Annotated in this window: 12 protein-coding genes and 1 pseudogene; 4 read left to right on the forward strand and 9 right to left on the reverse strand. The window is 66.0% G+C overall.

Annotation, left to right across the window (positions count from 1 at the left end; translation table 11 throughout):
- Nucleotides 1–17: 17 nt before the first annotated feature.
- Together ACNA7R_RS14880 and ACNA7R_RS14885 are read left to right on the forward strand one after the other, a co-directional pair.
- The gene (locus ACNA7R_RS14880; RefSeq protein ID WP_416284336.1) at nucleotides 18–716 is read left to right on the forward strand and encodes an MBL fold metallo-hydrolase; all 699 of its coding nucleotides are present in this window, start codon (nucleotides 18–20) and stop codon (nucleotides 714–716) included.
- Between the two features lie 391 nt (nucleotides 717–1,107).
- On the forward strand, nucleotides 1,108–1,980 hold the full coding sequence (locus tag ACNA7R_RS14885) for a zinc-ribbon domain-containing protein (protein ID WP_416284337.1): 873 nt from the start codon (nucleotides 1,108–1,110) through the stop codon (nucleotides 1,978–1,980).
- 72 nt (nucleotides 1,981–2,052) lie between these two features.
- On the opposite strand, the gene ACNA7R_RS14890 is transcribed toward ACNA7R_RS14885, so the two are convergent.
- From ACNA7R_RS14890 to ACNA7R_RS14920, 7 genes are all read right to left on the reverse strand, one after another.
- Nucleotides 2,053–3,144: a DNA topoisomerase IV subunit A gene (locus ACNA7R_RS14890; RefSeq protein WP_416284338.1), complete on the reverse strand. Its 1,092-nt coding sequence runs from the start codon at nucleotides 3,142–3,144 to the stop codon at nucleotides 2,053–2,055.
- Entirely contained in the window at nucleotides 3,141–5,594 is a 2,454-nt protein-coding gene (locus tag ACNA7R_RS14895; RefSeq protein WP_416284339.1) for a DNA topoisomerase VI subunit B, read from the reverse strand. Before ACNA7R_RS14895 ends, ACNA7R_RS14890 begins: the two co-directional genes overlap by 4 nt.
- Nucleotides 5,595–5,651: 57 nt before the next feature.
- Nucleotides 5,652–6,701 (reverse strand): ion channel, encoded by a 1,050-nt coding sequence (locus ACNA7R_RS14900; protein ID WP_416284340.1) that lies wholly within the window; start codon nucleotides 6,699–6,701, stop codon nucleotides 5,652–5,654.
- A 218-nt stretch (nucleotides 6,702–6,919) separates the two neighbouring features.
- Nucleotides 6,920–8,176 carry a hypothetical protein gene (locus ACNA7R_RS14905; protein ID WP_416284341.1) on the reverse strand — a complete coding sequence of 419 codons (1,257 nt, stop codon included), beginning with the start codon at nucleotides 8,174–8,176 and terminating at the stop codon, nucleotides 6,920–6,922.
- Between the two features lie 81 nt (nucleotides 8,177–8,257).
- Nucleotides 8,258–8,680 carry a universal stress protein gene (locus tag ACNA7R_RS14910; protein ID WP_416284342.1) on the reverse strand — a complete coding sequence of 141 codons (423 nt, stop codon included), beginning with the start codon at nucleotides 8,678–8,680 and terminating at the stop codon, nucleotides 8,258–8,260.
- Nucleotides 8,681–8,776: 96 nt separating this feature from the next.
- Nucleotides 8,777–9,556, reverse strand: a complete 780-nt coding sequence (locus ACNA7R_RS14915) for a sulfite exporter TauE/SafE family protein (protein WP_416284343.1) — start codon at nucleotides 9,554–9,556, stop codon at nucleotides 8,777–8,779.
- Between the two features lie 141 nt (nucleotides 9,557–9,697).
- Nucleotides 9,698–10,933, reverse strand: coding sequence for an NRAMP family divalent metal transporter (locus ACNA7R_RS14920; protein ID WP_416284344.1), 1,236 nt, complete (start codon nucleotides 10,931–10,933; stop codon nucleotides 9,698–9,700).
- Nucleotides 10,934–11,226: 293 nt separating this feature from the next.
- Between ACNA7R_RS14920 and gyrB the strand changes: the two genes are divergently transcribed.
- Both gyrB and gyrA read left to right on the forward strand, forming a co-directional pair.
- A complete protein-coding gene (gyrB, locus tag ACNA7R_RS14925) occupies nucleotides 11,227–13,158 on the forward strand; it encodes a DNA topoisomerase (ATP-hydrolyzing) subunit B (RefSeq protein ID WP_416284345.1) in 1,932 nt (643 codons plus the stop codon).
- Nucleotides 13,159–13,216: 58 nt separating this feature from the next.
- The gene (gene gyrA / locus ACNA7R_RS14930; protein ID WP_416284346.1) at nucleotides 13,217–15,703 is read left to right on the forward strand and encodes a DNA gyrase subunit A; all 2,487 of its coding nucleotides are present in this window, start codon (nucleotides 13,217–13,219) and stop codon (nucleotides 15,701–15,703) included.
- Nucleotides 15,704–15,779: 76 nt separating this feature from the next.
- On the opposite strand, the gene ACNA7R_RS14935 is transcribed toward gyrA, so the two are convergent.
- Both ACNA7R_RS14935 and ACNA7R_RS14940 read right to left on the reverse strand, forming a co-directional pair.
- Nucleotides 15,780–16,313, reverse strand: coding sequence for an Rrf2 family transcriptional regulator (locus ACNA7R_RS14935; protein ID WP_416284347.1), 534 nt, complete (start codon nucleotides 16,311–16,313; stop codon nucleotides 15,780–15,782).
- A 129-nt stretch (nucleotides 16,314–16,442) separates the two neighbouring features.
- Nucleotides 16,443–16,661: pseudogene (locus ACNA7R_RS14940) on the reverse strand (metal cation transporter); the annotation flags it as partial.

A 16,661-nucleotide genomic window follows, 5' to 3' on the forward strand; every position in this document is an offset into this window, starting at 1 on the left:
CTCGCCAATTCTCGTCCATGACTGTTCGATACGGTGCGGTCGACATCGACTGGCTCGGCTACGCGACCGTCAGGCTCGAGGGCGAGCTGGGCACCGTGGTCTACATCGATCCCGGCCGGTACGGGGTGCTCGAGGACTACGACGCCCGCGACGGCGACCTGATCCTGGTGAGCCACGACGACCACTACGATCCCGAGGGGATTCGACGGGTGGCCCGCGACGACGCCATCGTCGTCGTCCACGAAGCCATCGACGCCGACGAGATCGACCGCGTCGACGAACGACCCGAGGAACTCCCCTACGAGGTCGAACGGGTGCGGGGCGACGAGTCGTTCGTGCTCGGGCCGCTCGACCTCTATACGACCCAGGCGTACAACGAGCCCGGCGGACCCTACACCGACGACGAGGGCGAGCCCTACCACCGCGAGGGCGAGGGCTGTGGCTTCGGCGTGACGATCGACGGCGTCACCGCCTTCTGGCCCGGCGACACCGACGTCCTCCCGGTCCACGAGGAGCTGGCCGTCGACGTCTTCCTACCCCCGATCGGCGGCTCGTTTACGATGGATCGCCGCGACGCGGCCGAACTCGCCGGTCGGATGCGACCGGGGCTCGTCCTCCCGATTCACTACAACACGTTCGAAGCGCTCGAGACGGATCCCGAGGCGTTCGTCGTCGACGTCGCGAGGCGGCAGGTTCCGGTCGTTCTGGACGAGTAGTAAGACGGCGGCAGTCGGCCGTCGACCCGGTACCGACCCGGCGAGTGCATCGCAATCACCGGCTGCAGGCGGTGCAGCCGGTGAGAGACGCGCACGAGGTAGCTATCTATGCCGTCCCGGCGTACCCGCTCTCGGAGGCGTCACACCATGGTATCCAACGAAGCAGCGGCGGAGATGGAAGAACACCTCGGTCGCGTCCCGAGCTGGATCGAGGCGATTCCGGAGTCGGCGGGCGACCACAGCTGAACGGATCGCGGTCGCGCCGGAAACGACGTACGGCGGTCGGTACGAGCCGACCGCGGCGTCGGGATCTTCGACGAGCGGGGCTCGAGGCGTTTCCGTCGGCTGATAGCTCCAAAGAGTTAGTGTCGTCCTCGCCTTCCCCTCGAGTATGAGCGGCGATCGTCGGCGAGGAGGGAGTCGGATCGCGACCGGCGGGTTGTACTGCGCCCACTGCGGGACGGCACTCGAGGCGTCGATGAACTTCTGTCCCGACTGCGGTCGCCCCACCAGCGAGGACGGATCCTCGGATCGGAACGCTCGCCCCGCCCTCGAGCGACGCGTCGCGGCCGCGATGAGAGACGGCTGGGAGCTCGAGCATGATTTCGGCGACCACGTCGTCATGGTTCGACGGTCCTTCGGAAGCGTCGACGTCCATCTCGTCGTCGCGGCGCTGACCGTCTGGTGGACGATGGGCCTGGGCAACGCTCTCTACGGCGCCTACCGGTACATCGGCGACGCCGAACGGATGGTGCTTCGAGCCGAGCAGGCCAGCGACGAGACCGAAACCGACTCGCGCTGGGCGACCGCAGGCCGGGTCGCCGGGGCCGGCTGTCTCGCCGCCGCGCTCGCGCTCGTCGGCTCGGTCGTCTTCCTCGCGGGTTCGACGATCGCACCAGTTCTGGTCGCGGCCGCGATCGGACTCGCGACCGTCGGACTGGGGCTGTTCCCGGGCGTTCGACGCCGGTTCGGGCTTCGACGCTCCCCGTCGACGAACGGTTCGGGCAGAACGGTCGACGAGCGGTCGATCACCGACTACGACCGCCCGTGTGCGGCCTGTGCCGACCCGGTCGGTCGCGGGCTCGAGCGCATCTATCGGAAGGGGTTTTACGTGCTCGGCGTGCCGGTGACGCTGTCGGAGGGGCGAAACGCCTACTGCAGGCGGTGTGCGAACGCGGAAGCCGACGGCTCGAGGATCGAGGAGATTACGATCCCGATCGAGGACTCGAGCGCGACGGAGCGAGAACCGGAGCTTCGGCGCTGAACCCGTGAACCCGGACGTCCATCTCGCTGAGACGCTCGGTCACATCTCCCCCAGCCTCGGCTCGATGGCCGTCTAGATGACGTCCATCTCGCTGAGACGCTCGGGGAGATACGTCTCCGTCACGAAGTCCAGCCCACGCGCGGCCAGGGACTGCTGTTCGGACTTCTTCCCGATCTCGAGTTGAAGCTCGATCTGTTCCTCCCAGTAGTCGGTCTGGAAGCGGGGGTCCTCGAGTTCGCTCTCTAAGGCGTTGACGTCCGAGTCCGAGAGCGGGTCCGTGGGGAGATCGTACTCGACGATGTCGGCGGGCTGGATCCCGATGTACTGGGCCTCGGGGGTCGCGAGGTACTCGGAGAGGTGAGCGGACTTGATCGAGCCGTAGGCGACCGAGCCGTAGATCCGGTAGGACCACGGGTCACCGTCGGCGAAGACCGTGACGGGGAGGTCGAGTTCGTCGTGGAGCCGCTTCGTGATGCGACGGGTCGCTCGCGCGGGCTGACCCTTGAGGTGGACGATCAGGGCGTTGTACTCCTCGTCGAACCCGTTCTCGACGAGTCGGTCGCGCATCCCACCAGTCTCGACGGCCAGAATGAAGTCGGCGTCGGTGTCGAGGAACTCGATCGTGTCCGGATTGTTCGGAATCTGGTAGCCGCCCTCCCCGACGTCTTCCTGGCAGTGGATCTCGCGCTCGCCGCGACGGGTCTGCTCGCGGAGGTGTAGCGGTCCCATGATCGTCGCTCCGGACTCCTCGGGGCGCATGTGGAAGTCCTCGCGGGTGACCCCCGAGACGATCTCCAGGTCCTCGATCAGGCCGTTGGACTCGTCCTGATCGTTGAACTGGGCTTCCTTGTTGTCCCAGCTCTCCGAGAGGTAGTAGAGTTCACGCAGCGTCGAGGAGCGATCCTCCTCGAGTTGATTCGCGAGGAACTCGATCGTGTAGACGGCTTTGAGCAGTTTGCGGGCGCCGCGCACGGAGTTCGCCGAGCGGGTCGACTCGCGGTCGCCGTACACCCAGACGTCCTTCTGTTCGTCGTACTCGATGTTGCTCTTCGTCCGCGTCGGAACGGACATGTGGGGGATCTCGCCCAGTTCGAACTGATCGTAGAACTGCGCGGCGAGATCGAGCAGCTGTTCTCGGGCCTGCTGGTCGTTTTCTGCGCTCATTGGTCTGTGACGGTGAGTTTCGCGCCTTCGACGCCTTTCACGTCGAGGTCGAACGCGGCGTCGTCGGCGATCTCGTACTCGAGGACGGCCTCGTCCTCGCTCGATACGTCGGGTTCCCACTTGACGAACCACTCGCCGTCCATCTCGACGGCGGTCGCGCCGTCCGAGAGGTTGCGTGGTTCGGCAGAGACGATGTCGGTGATCTCGAGGGACTCGTTCGTGCTCGAGTGGTTCTCGACGACGACGGAGACGGCCTGGCCGTCACCGTTCGTCTCGATGTGGCGCTCGACGAGCACGTTGTTCATGATGCGGGCGATCGCGTCGTCGATGTCGGGTTCCTCGCGGTCCGTGACCTCGGCGACCTTCTCGGCCATCTCCGGAAGGATCTTGCCGAGGACGTTCTGTTTCTTCCGGCGTTTCTCCATCGAGCGGCGCTTGCTGAGGAAGCTCTTCAGCTCGCGGGCGGCCTCGCGGATCGCGAGTTCGATCTCGTCCTCGATCGCCGGCACGTTCGCGACGGCGTCTTTCGACTCGCTCGTAAAGGGCACGTTCGTCGAGGCGACGTGGACCATAATGACGGCGGGGCCGTTCGGGAGCCCGGAGCCGCCGGGCTGGTCGAGTCCGTAGTTGCGCCAGCCGATCGACTTGACGACGTCGGTGGTCGCACACGCCCCGCGCTGGTAGACCAGCGGGACGCGGTTGGCAAAGCGGAGGACGTCGGCGCTGCCCTCCGCTGGAATCTCGCCGCCGTAGGCGATCCCGGCCTCGACGACGAACGGATCGCCGGAGTGGACCTCGGCGTCGCGCGTCGCTGCAGCGTAAAAGTCGGCGTCGAACTCCTTTTCGAGGCCGGCCTCGATCAGCTCGTCGGTGATCGGCGAGAGACACCGCGTCGGCGGCGCCATGATGTCGGTCGCACGCATCGCGTCGACGAGGTCGCTCGTCGCGTCCCGATCGCCCGAGAGCTCCCGGACCAGCGGCGGGTCGTCGGGGACGGTCACCATCACGCCCCAGACCGCCTCGGTCACGTTCTCTCGAGCGGTGTCGCCGAAGGACACCTCGTCGTACTCCTCGGTGAGGTCGGCAGCGCGGTCGACGTGCTCGCGAAGCCGCGCGCGCGTGAGGCGGTGGCGATCGTCGTCCTCGTCCTCGAACTTCGCCGCGAGCCGGCTCGCGAAGCCGTGGATCACCGCGTCGTCCTTCCGGGTGCTCGTCGCCCCGTCGGCGAGCTCGTAACAGTCGGTCACGAGGCGGGACTCCTCGACTGCGCTCTCGTCGGGGTCGGCGGTCTCCTCGGGGGCGTCGATCAGCGCGTTCCAGACCGCGCCGGCGGCGTTCTCCTGGACCGTCTCGCCGAAGGCGGTACCGTGTTCGTTCTCGACCGTCTCGGCCGCCTCGGCGACGAGGTCGAGCAGTTCGTGGTGGGCGATCCGTTCGCGCTCCGCGACGGCGTCGGCGATGGCGTCGGCGAAGGCGGCCGTCGCCTCGGCGCCCTTGTTCGCGGTCGCCTCGGAGACCGCCGCCCCGATATCGACGTCCTCGGTGTCGTCGGGGGAACTCCAGCGCATCTCGCGGCCGTAGTGGCGGTCCCGGAACGCGTCGATCACCGAGTCGGCGGTCTTCTTCCCGACGCGGGTAAACTCCTCCTGGAGGAAGCCCGAGACCGTCTGGGAGTCCGTCGCCGAGAGCATCTTGATTACGGTGCCGAGCTCGACCCCGTGTGGGTGGGGCCGGATCTCCTCGGTCTCCTCGGGGAGCTGGTCGGTCGCTCGCTCGAACTTGAAGTGGGCGTTTGGCTCCTGGAGCTCGAGTCTGGCGTGGGGGTTGACGACCGCCGTGTGCTTGATGTAGTCGTGGAGCTGCTGGCGGGCGCGCATGTTCCCCTCCATCTCGAGTTCGATGCGGGTGCCGTGCGGGCGGTCCCACGAGGTCGTCTCCTCGACGCTGATCTCGGGCTCGTTCTCGTCGGTGTCGACGATGAGCTCGAAGTACTCGGCCTCGCTCGAGCCCTGGGTTCGGCTGGTGATCTTCGCGGGTTTCCCGCTGGTCAGCTGGGAGTACAGCACCGCCGCGGAGATACCGATCCCCTGCTGCCCGCGGGACTGTTCGCGGGCGTGAAAGCGAGAGCCGTAGAGCAGCTTCCCGAAGACCTTCGGGAGCGATTCCTTCGTCAGCCCGGGGCCGTTGTCCTCGACGATCAGCTTGTAGTAGTCACCCGACTCCTGGATCTCGACGTAGATATCCGGCAGAATACCGGCCTCCTCGGCGGCGTCCAGGGCGTTGTCGACGGCTTCCTTGACGGCCGTGACGAGGCCTCGAGCGCCGCTGTCGAAGCCGAGCATGTGCTTGTTCTTCTCGAAGAACTCGGCGATGGAGATCGCTTGCTGGCTCTCGGCCAGCTCCTCGGCGATCCCCGGTTCCTCGCCGAGCGTCGACTGGAACGACGTCATCATCTCCCTGTACTAACGGCGAGGGTAAAAGGCGTACGCTACCGCGGTGAAAGTGAACTACCGCGAGTCGCTCTCCTCCGCGGCGTCGTCGGGACGGGGTACCGAGTCGCCGTTTCCGATCGGCGGCCAGTGCCACGCGTCGGCCTGGACGACCCCGAGCAGGTTCCGTCTGCGCTCGGTCAGCTCCGCGACGGCGTCTTCGAAGGCCTCGTCGTCGGCCGTCGGGATCTCGTCCTCGCGAAGTCGCTCGAGTTCCGGCTGCGGGGGGACCTCGTCGGCCGGTTCGATGAAGGCGGTCTCGAGCGTGTCGAGGTAGCTGTCCGTGCTCGAGCGGGCGTTCTCGACCAGGGCGGGGTCGAGCTGGGCGTCGCCGTCGACGCCGTAGCGAAACAGCGTCATGGCCTCGTCGAAGATCGGGACGGCCATCGCCGAGGCCCGTTCGCCCTTCTCGCTGTGGTAGTAGTGCAGGATCGGGTACGCCTTGTGTTTGTCCGCGAGCTCCGAGAGGTCCGAGGCCAGCGACTCGACGGGCAGGTCCAGCCCGTCGAATCCCTCGCCGCTCCAGCCCGCGCGGACGAACTCCTCGCTGCGCTCGCCGAGCCCGGTGACGCTGTTGGCGAACGCCCGCTTCTCCGAGACCGCGCCGAGGACGGTCAGGATGTAGGAGACGCCCAGCGTGACGAAGGCCATCCCCGTCGCCGTCGTGAAGGAACTCGCGATCTCCCAGGTGCCCGAGGTCGGCGAGTAGTCACCGTTACCGTTCGTGAACATGGTGTAGGCGACGTAGTAGAGGTGTCCCGTCCAGTCAGCCGGCTCCCCGGTCTGGGGGCTGACGAGGGCGGTGTCGCCGCCGGCGAAGAGAAGCGTCCAACCGATCCACAACAGCGCGATCCACATCCCGAGCGTCAGTGTGAGAATCAACGGGCCGGCGATACTGAGCGCCTTCGAGTGATCGCCAGTCAGTCGCCGAAGGCCGCGCCAGACGGCCGTCGTCAGCCGACCCGAGAGCGGACCCGACCCGCCGTCGACCCACAGCGTCGTCCAGATGATGTCGACGATGACCGCGATCAGCACGACGAGTCCGACGGCGAGGTACAGCGGTTGCATTTTCGGGAGCTACGGGCTCGAGTTCCGTGAACGGCCCGCCGTGTACTGCAGCGTCCCACGGCGGCGGCCCCTCCTATCGGCGAGATCGAACCGGAATCTCCGGGGACGAACCTGGGGCCAGGCAACAGCGGAACGCCTTCCGGACCTCGAGTTCGCCGGAAGCTTCGAGCCGACGAGCTGTCGATCGTGCTCGAAGATAATCGTTACAGCGTTCCGTATCAGTTCTCGCGGTCTCGCTCCTCGACGACGTCGGCCAGCACCTGCGCGATCTTCCGGTTGGTCTGGGGGCTGTAGTGGCCGCCCTCGCCGCGCTCGACGTACAGCGACTCGACGTCGCCGCCGCTCGAGAGGTGGGTCGCCATGTCGACCGTCTCGAGGTCGTCGTACTCGGTGTCGAGTCGCTCCATCAGGTCGCCGTAGATCGGGCCGTGTTCGGCCTCGTACTTCGCGTACCGGAGCTGCTGGACCATCACGAATACGGGCGTGAACTCCTGTTCGTCTGCGTAGTCGACGAACTCCTCGATCAGCGCGTCGAACAGGTCCTCGTGGGTGTCGAACAGCCGCTCGTGGTACCGAACCCGGGGCCGTTCCATCCGCAGTTCGGTGCGGGTCTTGGCGTCGTCGAAGTCGATCCCCGGAACCGCTCGCCCGGTTCGTTTCTCGAGTTCGATCCCGGCCTCGCAGAGGGCGTGGCGGACGTTCTCCGAGTCGTCGAGCAGGTCCGCGGTGTAGGGCCGCGAGGCGTGGTGCGGTTTGAACCAGTGGTCGTAGTGGAAGTCGTGTTCCCGCAGGAAGTCGGCCTTCGACTCCAGATCGAGCAGATCCTCCTTCTCCTCGATCGGGCTGTCGATGCGTTTCAGGGCGCCGTCCTCGAGGGTGTACCGGGGTTTGGCCGCCAGGATGTTACCGAACTCCTGGTAGTGTTTCCACACCGAGAGGATGCGGGCGATCGAGGAGGCGGTGACGACCACGAAGACGTAGTCGGTCTCCTCCTCGGGGTACTGGCGTTTCATCCGCATCAGCGCCTGGTCGAGTCCGTAGTTCCCGCCGCCGTAGTTGGCAACGTGAGTGTCCAGTTCCTCCGCGAGGTAGTGCTGGAACGTCTCGTCGTCGTCGACCTCCCGACAGAAGCAGTAGGAGTCGCCGTAGGTCGACACCGTCACGTCGGCGTCCTCGTCCCGGTCTTTCGCCCGACAGACCCGGCTGCCGTACTCGTCGGTCGAGTAGGTGACGACGCTGCGGACCTCCTCGCCGGGGAGGTGGTCGCCGGTATCCTTCTGTTTCTCCCGGTTGGGCTGGGGGACCCAGCCGAGTTCGGCGTCGAAGCTGCTGAACTTGCCCAGCAGCTCCCGACCGATCCCGGGGAACTCCTCGGTCGCGACGGAGGGGTTTCGCTCGAGGGCCCGATACGAGAGGCGCTCGAGACCGACCGCTGCCACGAGTATCGCGACGCCCAACACGACGTACGGAAGCATTCTGCCGGTGATTTCGGAGCGAGGTGGAAGTCGGTTGGGCCGGCAATGGCCACCGTCGGACCGACCGGCGCGTGCTCTCGATCACGGAACGATGGTCACCGGAACCGACGAGTGTCTGACGACGACCTCCGCGACGCTGCCCAACAGGAGTCGCGTCACGCCCGACCGGCCGCGACTCCCCATCACGACGTGGTCGAACGCGCCCTCCTCGGCGCAGTCGATGATCTCCTGGGCCGGCTGGCCGATGCGACTCCGCTTCTCGAGGGGGACGCCGTGCTCGCTCGCGATCCGCTCCGCACCGTGCAGTTGCTCGTCGGCCTCGTCCAGGATCTCCTGGAGTTCCTCGTCGGACTCGTCGGCCGCGTTCGGGATCGCCGGCCGCGAGTCGGTGTCGACGACGGTCAGCGCGAGGAACTCGCCGTCCGGAAACAGCTCGATCGCGTACTCGAGGGCTTCTCGTGCGGGGTCGGAGCCGTCGAACGGAACGAGGATCCGGGGTGGCATGGTATCGGGAGACTAGCCCGGGGCGCTCTTGAGTCTGCTACCTGATCGAGGGGTTGCAGGAGCGATCACCGACCCGAACCCCCCGGGCTCGAGCGGTCACAGCGCGAGGTACGGGCCGACGCCGAGCAGGACGACGCCCAGGGCAACCTTCAGCCGCGCGGGATCGACGACGTGGGCGACCTTCCAACCGACGACGACCCCGAGCAACAGCGGCGTGCCGACGACGACCGCCAGCGGGAGGAGGACGTCGCCCTGGACGGCGTAGCCGGCGGTCGCGAACACCGCGATGAAGATCGACTGAACCTGCGCGACCGCGACGGCCAGCAGCATCGGGACCCCCACCAGCACGAGCGCCGGCACCGCGAGGACGGGGCCGCCGATCCCCAGCAGGCCGCTGGCGACCCCGAGGACGAGCCCCAGTCCGCCGAGTGCAACCTGTCCCTCTCGGGTCAGCGGATCGACGTCGATGATCGGCGTGAACCCCCGGCGCTCGCGGTAGAGGATGACTCCGCCGACGGTCATCGCGACGCCGCCGAGCAGGATCCCGAACAGCGACCGCGAGACGAGGGGGTTGATCTGGGAGCCCAGCAGGGCACCGAGGACGCTCGAGAGGCTGAGCACGATCGCGATCGCCCGGCTCTCGCCGGTTTTCATCTCGCCGGAGTAGAGGTAGGCGACGCTGCCGACGAGCCCGGTGACGATGAAGGTCGCGTGGGCGGTGCCGGCGACCTGGCTCGAGGGCAGCGGTGTCAGCGAGTAGAGCGCGATCGTCACGAAGATCCCTCCGGGTCCGATGGTGGTGATGCCGATCCCGGAGAAGAAGGCGATACAGACGAGTAGCAAGGCGAGCGCGAGACCGAAAGGTAACTCGAGCATCTGGGGCGTTGTCGGGTCGATTAACTCGCGGGACCTGATTCTTCCGATTGCACCGCCGGCGTCGATGCCGTCGGGACGGGGCGCGGGACGACCGGAGAAGCGGCGAGGCGTGCGGGAGTCTCGGCCGAACGTCCTCCCCCGCTACAGCAACTCGAGGACGGAGCGAGCGAGGTCCTCACCCGTCACGAGCGACGTGAGGAACAACAAGACGACGGCCGTCAGGAAGACCGCCTGCTCGAGCCGCGACGGCTCGAAGTACCGGCGGACGGCCGCGAACAGCGCGAGCGCGGTCAGCGGAAGTCCGACGACGCCGTTGACCGCGGGCATCAACAGCGCCAGGTCGACCGGCGTGAAGTCGGTGAAGGCGAGGATCGGAATCGCCAGCGCGACCGAGAGTCCGATCAGGAAGTGGACGGTGCGCCGGAAGTGCAGATCGCCGAACTGAGTCGAGATTCCGGACGACTGGGGTACCATGAACCCGGCGGCGAACAGCGTCCCCGTGGCGCTGCTGAAGGAGGCGGCGCCGACCGCGAGGATGAAGAGCCCGAGGACCCACTGGCCGATCATTTCGATCAGGGGTTCGGCGGGCGTGGTAAACGCCAGGTCGGCGTCGGGCATCGAGATCGCCGCCGCGACGATCACGGTTGCGCTCAGCGCGATGACTGCGGCCAGTCCAACGGTGTGATCGCGCCGGTAGCGCGAGACGTCCCAGTTCTTCTCGTGTTGCATACTCGTCTGGATGAAGAAGTTCGGATAGTAGACGGTCGTCCCGAGCAGGGCGATGATCATCGTCATGTACTCGATGTCCCCGACGATCCCGGGGACGAACCCGCTAGCGATACCCGTCGCCGGCGGCTGGAGGTTCGCCACGATGACGAGATAGGAGGCGAAGATCGCGAACACGAGCGCCGCGATCACCCCTTCGATCCGGCTGTAGACCCGGAGTTCGACCAGTGCGATTCCCAACGCCGCCGAGACGATGATCGCTACGTACAGGTTCGACAGCGGCGTGAGGTAGACGATCGCCGCTCCCGCGAGCGCGTAGTTGGCGACGCTCCAGAACTGCATGATAAACGAGATACCGAACGCGAACGGTTTCGCCGCCCGCTGGCCGATCACGTCCCTGATGTACTCCATCAGGGGTCGGTCCTCGGCGGCCAGGCGCGCGGACATCTCGTGCATCGCGAGGCCGACGCCGAGCCCGAGGGGTAACACCCACAGAAGACCGTACCCGAACAGGATCCCCGCCTCGGTCAGGATGTAGACGGAGCCGGCGCCGAAGATGTTCGCCGCGAACAGGAGGCCGAGCCCGTACTGGTGAACCGTTTCCTTCGCCCGCTCGAACGGCACGTCGACGACAGAACTGGTTTGGCCCATGGATCAAATCTCACCCGAATTGCGCCGGAGAGTCGGTCGCACGATGCCGACTCTCCGATAACCGCTCGCCGTGGGTCGGATTCCGAATCACTGTATCCGAACGGTCGGGAACGATTCGTTTGAGAAGACAGCCTGAGATGGCGTATGTTTAAAAATATATTAGAGGGGCACAACCGTTCCTCACCCTCCCGAACGCTTTTTCGCTCGCGACCCGGGACACCATGGGTCGTCGCGCTCGCGCGCGTACGCGAAGTTTTATACCCAACCGGGCGCTACCCGAAAACAGGTTTCTCATGTCCCAGGAAAGCGAGTACGGCGCCGGACAGATTCAGGTCCTCGAGGGCCTGGAGGCTGTGCGAAAGCGACCAGCGATGTATATCGGCTCTACCGACGCGCGGGGGCTTCACCACCTCGTCTACGAGGTGGTGGACAACTCGATCGACGAGGCCCTCGCCGGTCACTGCGACGACATCACCGTCACCATCAACGCCGACGACTCGGTGACCGTCTCCGACGACGGCCGCGGGATCCCCGTCGACACCCACGACGAGTACGAGCGCCCCGCACTCGAGGTCATCCTGACGGTCCTCCACGCCGGCGGGAAGTTCGACAACAAGTCCTACCAGGTGTCGGGCGGGCTCCACGGCGTCGGCGTCAGCGTCGTCAACGCCCTCTCGGAGCGGCTCGAGGCCGAAGTCAAACGCGACGGCGCGGTCTTTCGCCACGCGTTCGAGGCGGGCGAACCCGTCGGCGACATGGAGCGCGTTCGCGACATGGACGACGACGAGGAGACCGGGACGGAAATCACGTTCTGGCCCGACACGGGCGTCTTCGAGACCGGGGACTTTTCGTTCTCGACGCTGTCGAACCGACTCCGAGAGCTGGCATTCCTCAACTCCGGCGTTCGGATCACCCTCCGCGACGAGCGCCAGGAGACCGAGGACGGCGCGACCGTCGAGGAGACCTACGAGTACGAGGGCGGCATCCGCGAGTTCGTCGAGTATCTGAACGAGACGCGCTCGGTGATGCACGAGGATGTCATCTACTTCGAGGACGAGGAACAGAACATCCAGGTCGAGGTCGCGATGCAGGCGACCGAGGACCTGCAGGGCTCGATCCACGCCTTCGCGAACAACATCAACACCCGCGAGGGCGGGACCCACCTCACCGGGTTCAAGACCGCGCTGACCCGGGTCGTCAACGACTACGGCAACGAGAACGACCTGCTCGGCGACATCGACGGCAACCTCAAGGGCGAGGACATCCGCGAGGGACTGACCGCGGTGATCTCGATCAAACACCCCGACCCGCAGTTCGAGGGCCAGACGAAGACGAAACTCGGCAACAGCGAGGTCCGGGGGATCGTCGAGGGTGCGATGCACGAGCGGCTGGGCACCTACTTCGAGGAACATCCCGACACGGCCGAGGCGATCGTTCTCAAGGCCGTCGAGGCCGCGAAGGCCCGCAAGGCCGCCCAGAAGGCCGAGGAGCTCACGCGCCGGAAGTCCGCTCTCGAGTCGACCTCCCTGCCCGGCAAGCTCGCGGACTGTCAGACCAAAGACCCCGAGGAGGCCGAACTGTTCATCGCGGAGGGTGACTCCGCGGGCGGCAGCGCCAAACAGGCCCGCAACCCCGAGTTCCAGGCCGTCCTCCCGATCAAGGGGAAGATTCTTAACGTCGAGAAACACCGCCTGGACCGCATCCTCGAGAACGACGAGATCCGCAGCATGATCACCGCCATCGGCGCGGGGATCGGCGACGAGTTCGACATCGACGACGTCCGGTACAAAAAGATCATCATGGCGACCGACGCCGACGTCGACGGGGCGCACATCCGCACCCTCATGCTGACCTTTTTCTACCGGCACATGCGGCCGCTGCTCGAGGGCGGCTACGTCTACGCGACCCAGCCGCCGCTGTACCGCATCCGGTATCGTGGCGAGACCTACGACGCGATGACCGACGCCGAGCGCGACGAGATCGTCGAGGAGGTCTGCGACGGCAACCCGACCCAGGTCCAGCGGTTCAAAGGGCTGGGCGAGATGAACCCCGAACAGCTCTGGGAGACGACGATGAACCCCGAGAACCGCATCCTCAAACAGATCACGGTCGAGGACGCGGCCGCGGCGGACAAGATGTTCTCCGTGCTGATGGGCGACGCCGTCGAACCCCGCAAGCAGTTCATCAAGGACCACGCGCCCGAAGCCGAGTGGATCGACATCTAGGTGAGCGAATGCACGAGACTACACGAAGACGAGACCGAGACGCAGTGAGTACCCACGCATGAGTTCGGAAGTACCCGATCCCACCGATATCGAGGCGGCATCGATCGAGTCCGTCCGGATCGAGGACGAGATGGAGCAGAGCTACATCGACTACGCGATGAGCGTCATCGCGGGCCGGGCCCTGCCCGACGTCCGGGACGGCCTCAAGCCGGTTCACCGGCGTATCCTCTACGCGATGCACGAGATGGGCGTCTCCTCGGGCAGCAGTCACCGCAAGTCCTCCTCGATCGTCGGGGAGACAATGGGTGACTACCACCCCCACGGCGACAGCGCGATCTACGACACCCTGGTCCGGATGGCCCAGGACTTCTCGATGCGCTACCCGCTGGTCGACGGCCAGGGGAACTTCGGCTCGATGGACGGCGATCCGGCCGCAGCACCTCGGTACACGGAGGCCCGGATGGCTCCCGTCTCCGAGGAGCTGCTCGAGGACATCGAGAAGGACACGGTCGACTTCTCGGCGAACTACGACGACCGCCTCCAGGAGCCCGACGTCCTGCCCGCGGCGTTCCCGAACCTGCTGGTCAACGGCTCCTCGGGGATCGCGGTCGGAATGTCGACGAACATCCCGCCGCACAACTTAAACGAGGTCGTCGACGCTACCATCGAGCTGATCGACAATCCCGACGCCACGGTGGAGGATCTGATGGACTACGTCAAGGGTCCCGACTTCCCGACCGGCGCGAACATCGTCGGCCGGGACGCCATCTACTCGGCGTACAAGACTGGCCGCGGGCGAGTTCGAGTCCGCGCCGAGTTCGAGGTCGAGGAGTGGCAGTCCGGACGCGAGCGGATCGTCGTCACCGAACTCCCCTTCCAGGAGAACAAGGCCCGCCTCGTCGAGCGCATCGCCGAGGACGTCAACGAGGGCGAACTCGAGGGGATCACGGACCTGCGCGACGAGTCCGACCGCGACGGGGTGCGAATCGTCATCGAACTCAAACGCGGCGCGAACGTCGAGGTCGTCAAGAACAAACTGCTCGAGAGCCACCTGGAGAAGACGTTCGGCATCATCAACCTCGCCTTAGTCGACGGCCAGCCTCAGGTCCTTTCGCTCAAGGAAACCCTGCAGGAGTACGTCGACCACCGCCGGGAGGTCGTCCGTCGGCGCAGCGAGTACGATCTCGCCGAGGCCGAGGACCGGGCGCACATCCTCGAGGGTCGGCTGAAGGCCGTCGAGAACGCCGAGGACGTGGTCGACCTGATCCGCAACAGCGAGGACCGCGACGCGGCCAGGGCGGGCCTGCGCGAGGAGTTCGGCTTCTCTGAGGAGCAGGCCGCACACATCGTCCGGATGCAACTCGGCAGCCTCACCTCGATGGAGGCCGCCGAGATCGAAGCCGAGCACGAGGAGGTCACGGCGGAGATCGAACGGCTGACCGAGATCCTCGAGAGCGAGTCCGAACTCCTCGAGGTCATCAAGGACGAACTCCGCGAGATCAAAGACGAGTACGGCGACGAGCGCCGGACCTCGATCGTCGAGGATCAGGGAACGGTCACCCACGAGGACCTGATTCCGGAGGAGGAGGTCGTCGTCGTGATGACCGAGGACGACTACGTCAAGCGAATGCCGATCGACGACTTCGACCCCCAGGGTCGGGGCGGGAAAGGGATCATCGGCGCGGACGTCAAGGACGAGGACCGCGTCTCGACGGTGTTCCGCGCGAACACCCACGACTACCTGCTCTGCTTTACGAATCAGGGGAAGGTCTACCAGCTGAAGACCTACGAGATCCCCGAGATGGGCCGCACCGCCCGCGGGAAGTCCGCGGTCAACATCCTCGATCTCGACCCCGGCGAGGACATCACGGCGATCGTCGACACCGACGCCTTCGGCGACGAGGAGTACGTGACGATGGTCACCCGGAACGGCTACGTCAAGCGGACCGCCGGCGAGGAGTTCGACAACATCCGCTCGACGGGGATCATCGCCGCCGACCTGGAGGAGGGTGACGAACTCGTCGACGTCGAAGTTACCGACGGCTCGACGGACCTGGTGATCGCCACGGAGGGCGGGATGACGATCCGCTTCGACGAGAGCGAAGTACGCGCGATGGGCCGGAACGCCCGCGGCGTCAACGGGATCAAACTCACCGACGGCGACGCCGTCGCCGGACTGGTCGCGACCGACGAGGCCGACGAGCGCGCGCTGCTGACCGTCACCCGAAACGGGTACGGGAAGCGAACGCCCCTCTCGGAGTATCGGACCCAGTCCCGGTACGGGAAGGGCCTGATCGACATCAAGACCGACGATCGGAACGGTCCCGTCGCGACCGTCAAGGCCGTCGACGACGACGACCACCTCGTCATGATGAGCGAGCGCGGCCAGATCGTCCGGACGCGGGTCGACGAGGTCTCGACCGTCGGCCGGAACACGATGGGCGTGATCGTCATGGACGTCGAGGAGGGCGACGCCGTCGCCAGCGTCGACGTCTTGCCGGCGGCCTCCGTGGCCGACGCGAACGAGCGCACCGACGCGAACTGACGGCGCCGCGGCTCAGTTTTCCGAAAGCGAGAAAGAGACGACCGAGCGCAGAATCGAGAGAATCGATCCCAGTCAGCTAGTGGTTCGGCTCCTCGGCCGGCGCGACCATGTCGTCGATGCGCAGGATGAGGATGTTGTTCGTGTCGTCTCGCCCGTCGAGCGTGCCCTCGATGACGAGCTTCGACAGCGGCGTCGGGCCGACGGTGACCGAGTCACCCTCCTGGATCTCGTCGGAGGTGCCCTGCATGTGGATCTCTGCCCGGCAGAGTTCGGGGTGGTGGACGCTCGAGAGGTCGATCTCCTCGACGATGATGCCCTCGAGGGGTTCGCCCTCGTGTTCGACGGGGACGGAGGCGGGATCGTCCATCTGCTGGATCTCGAGGGCCTCGAACGCCGCCGCGGTCGGTTTGTAGCCGCCTTTCGGTCCGGGTACGCCTTCGACCAGTTGCAGGGCCTTGAGACTCTGCATCTGGTTGCGGATCGTACCGGGGTTGCGGTCGACCTGTTCGGCGATATCCTCGCCTTTGATCGCGTCCTCGGATTCCTTGTGGAGGTTCGTCAACGCGCGGAGAATTTTCTTCTGACTGGGGGTGAGTTCGATTGATGACATGCTGTATTCTTCGTGATTGATTTCCTTAAACCCGACGGGTGGGCCGGGCAGTTCGCTCGATTGGGAGTGGCGCCCCGACGCAGTAATCAGTTTTCATTCCGCCGTCCCCGAGATTTGTCCCCGGGGCGCTCAGCCGGGGAGGATCCACCCCTCCACGATGACGTCCTCGAGGACGAACATGAGCGCGACACCGGCGACGAACGTCACGGCGTTGAGACGCGTCACGACCGTCTCTGCGTCGAAGCGGATGAGTTCGGCGAGTTCGACCAGCACCTGCAGGATCGCGCCGATCGCGATGGCGTAGAAGACGACAGCGAGCAGCGCCGAGTCCGCGAGACTTCCCACCCA

It is taken from the genome of Natronococcus sp. (assembly GCF_047921035.1).
GTDB lineage: Archaea > Halobacteriota > Halobacteria > Halobacteriales > Natrialbaceae > Natronococcus.

Excerpts from the sequence above, each read along its gene's own strand:
- ACNA7R_RS14880 (WP_416284336.1), top strand. The coding sequence starts at position 18 with ATGACTGTTCGATACGGTGCGGTCGACATCGACTGGCTCGGCTACGCG.
- ACNA7R_RS14895 (WP_416284339.1), bottom strand. The coding sequence starts at position 5,594 with ATGACGTCGTTCCAGTCGACGCTCGGCGAGGAACCGGGGATCGCCGAG.
- ACNA7R_RS14885 (WP_416284337.1), top strand. The coding sequence starts at position 1,108 with ATGAGCGGCGATCGTCGGCGAGGAGGGAGTCGGATCGCGACCGGCGGG.
- gyrB (WP_416284345.1), top strand. The coding sequence starts at position 11,227 with ATGTCCCAGGAAAGCGAGTACGGCGCCGGACAGATTCAGGTCCTCGAG.
- ACNA7R_RS14910 (WP_416284342.1), bottom strand. The coding sequence starts at position 8,680 with ATGCCACCCCGGATCCTCGTTCCGTTCGACGGCTCCGACCCCGCACGA.
- ACNA7R_RS14900 (WP_416284340.1), bottom strand. The coding sequence starts at position 6,701 with ATGCAACCGCTGTACCTCGCCGTCGGACTCGTCGTGCTGATCGCGGTC.
- ACNA7R_RS14905 (WP_416284341.1), bottom strand. The coding sequence starts at position 8,176 with ATGCTTCCGTACGTCGTGTTGGGCGTCGCGATACTCGTGGCAGCGGTC.
- gyrA (WP_416284346.1), top strand. The coding sequence starts at position 13,217 with ATGAGTTCGGAAGTACCCGATCCCACCGATATCGAGGCGGCATCGATC.
- ACNA7R_RS14915 (WP_416284343.1), bottom strand. The coding sequence starts at position 9,556 with ATGCTCGAGTTACCTTTCGGTCTCGCGCTCGCCTTGCTACTCGTCTGT.
- ACNA7R_RS14920 (WP_416284344.1), bottom strand. The coding sequence starts at position 10,933 with ATGGGCCAAACCAGTTCTGTCGTCGACGTGCCGTTCGAGCGGGCGAAG.
- ACNA7R_RS14890 (WP_416284338.1), bottom strand. The coding sequence starts at position 3,144 with ATGAGCGCAGAAAACGACCAGCAGGCCCGAGAACAGCTGCTCGATCTC.
- ACNA7R_RS14935 (WP_416284347.1), bottom strand. The coding sequence starts at position 16,313 with ATGTCATCAATCGAACTCACCCCCAGTCAGAAGAAAATTCTCCGCGCG.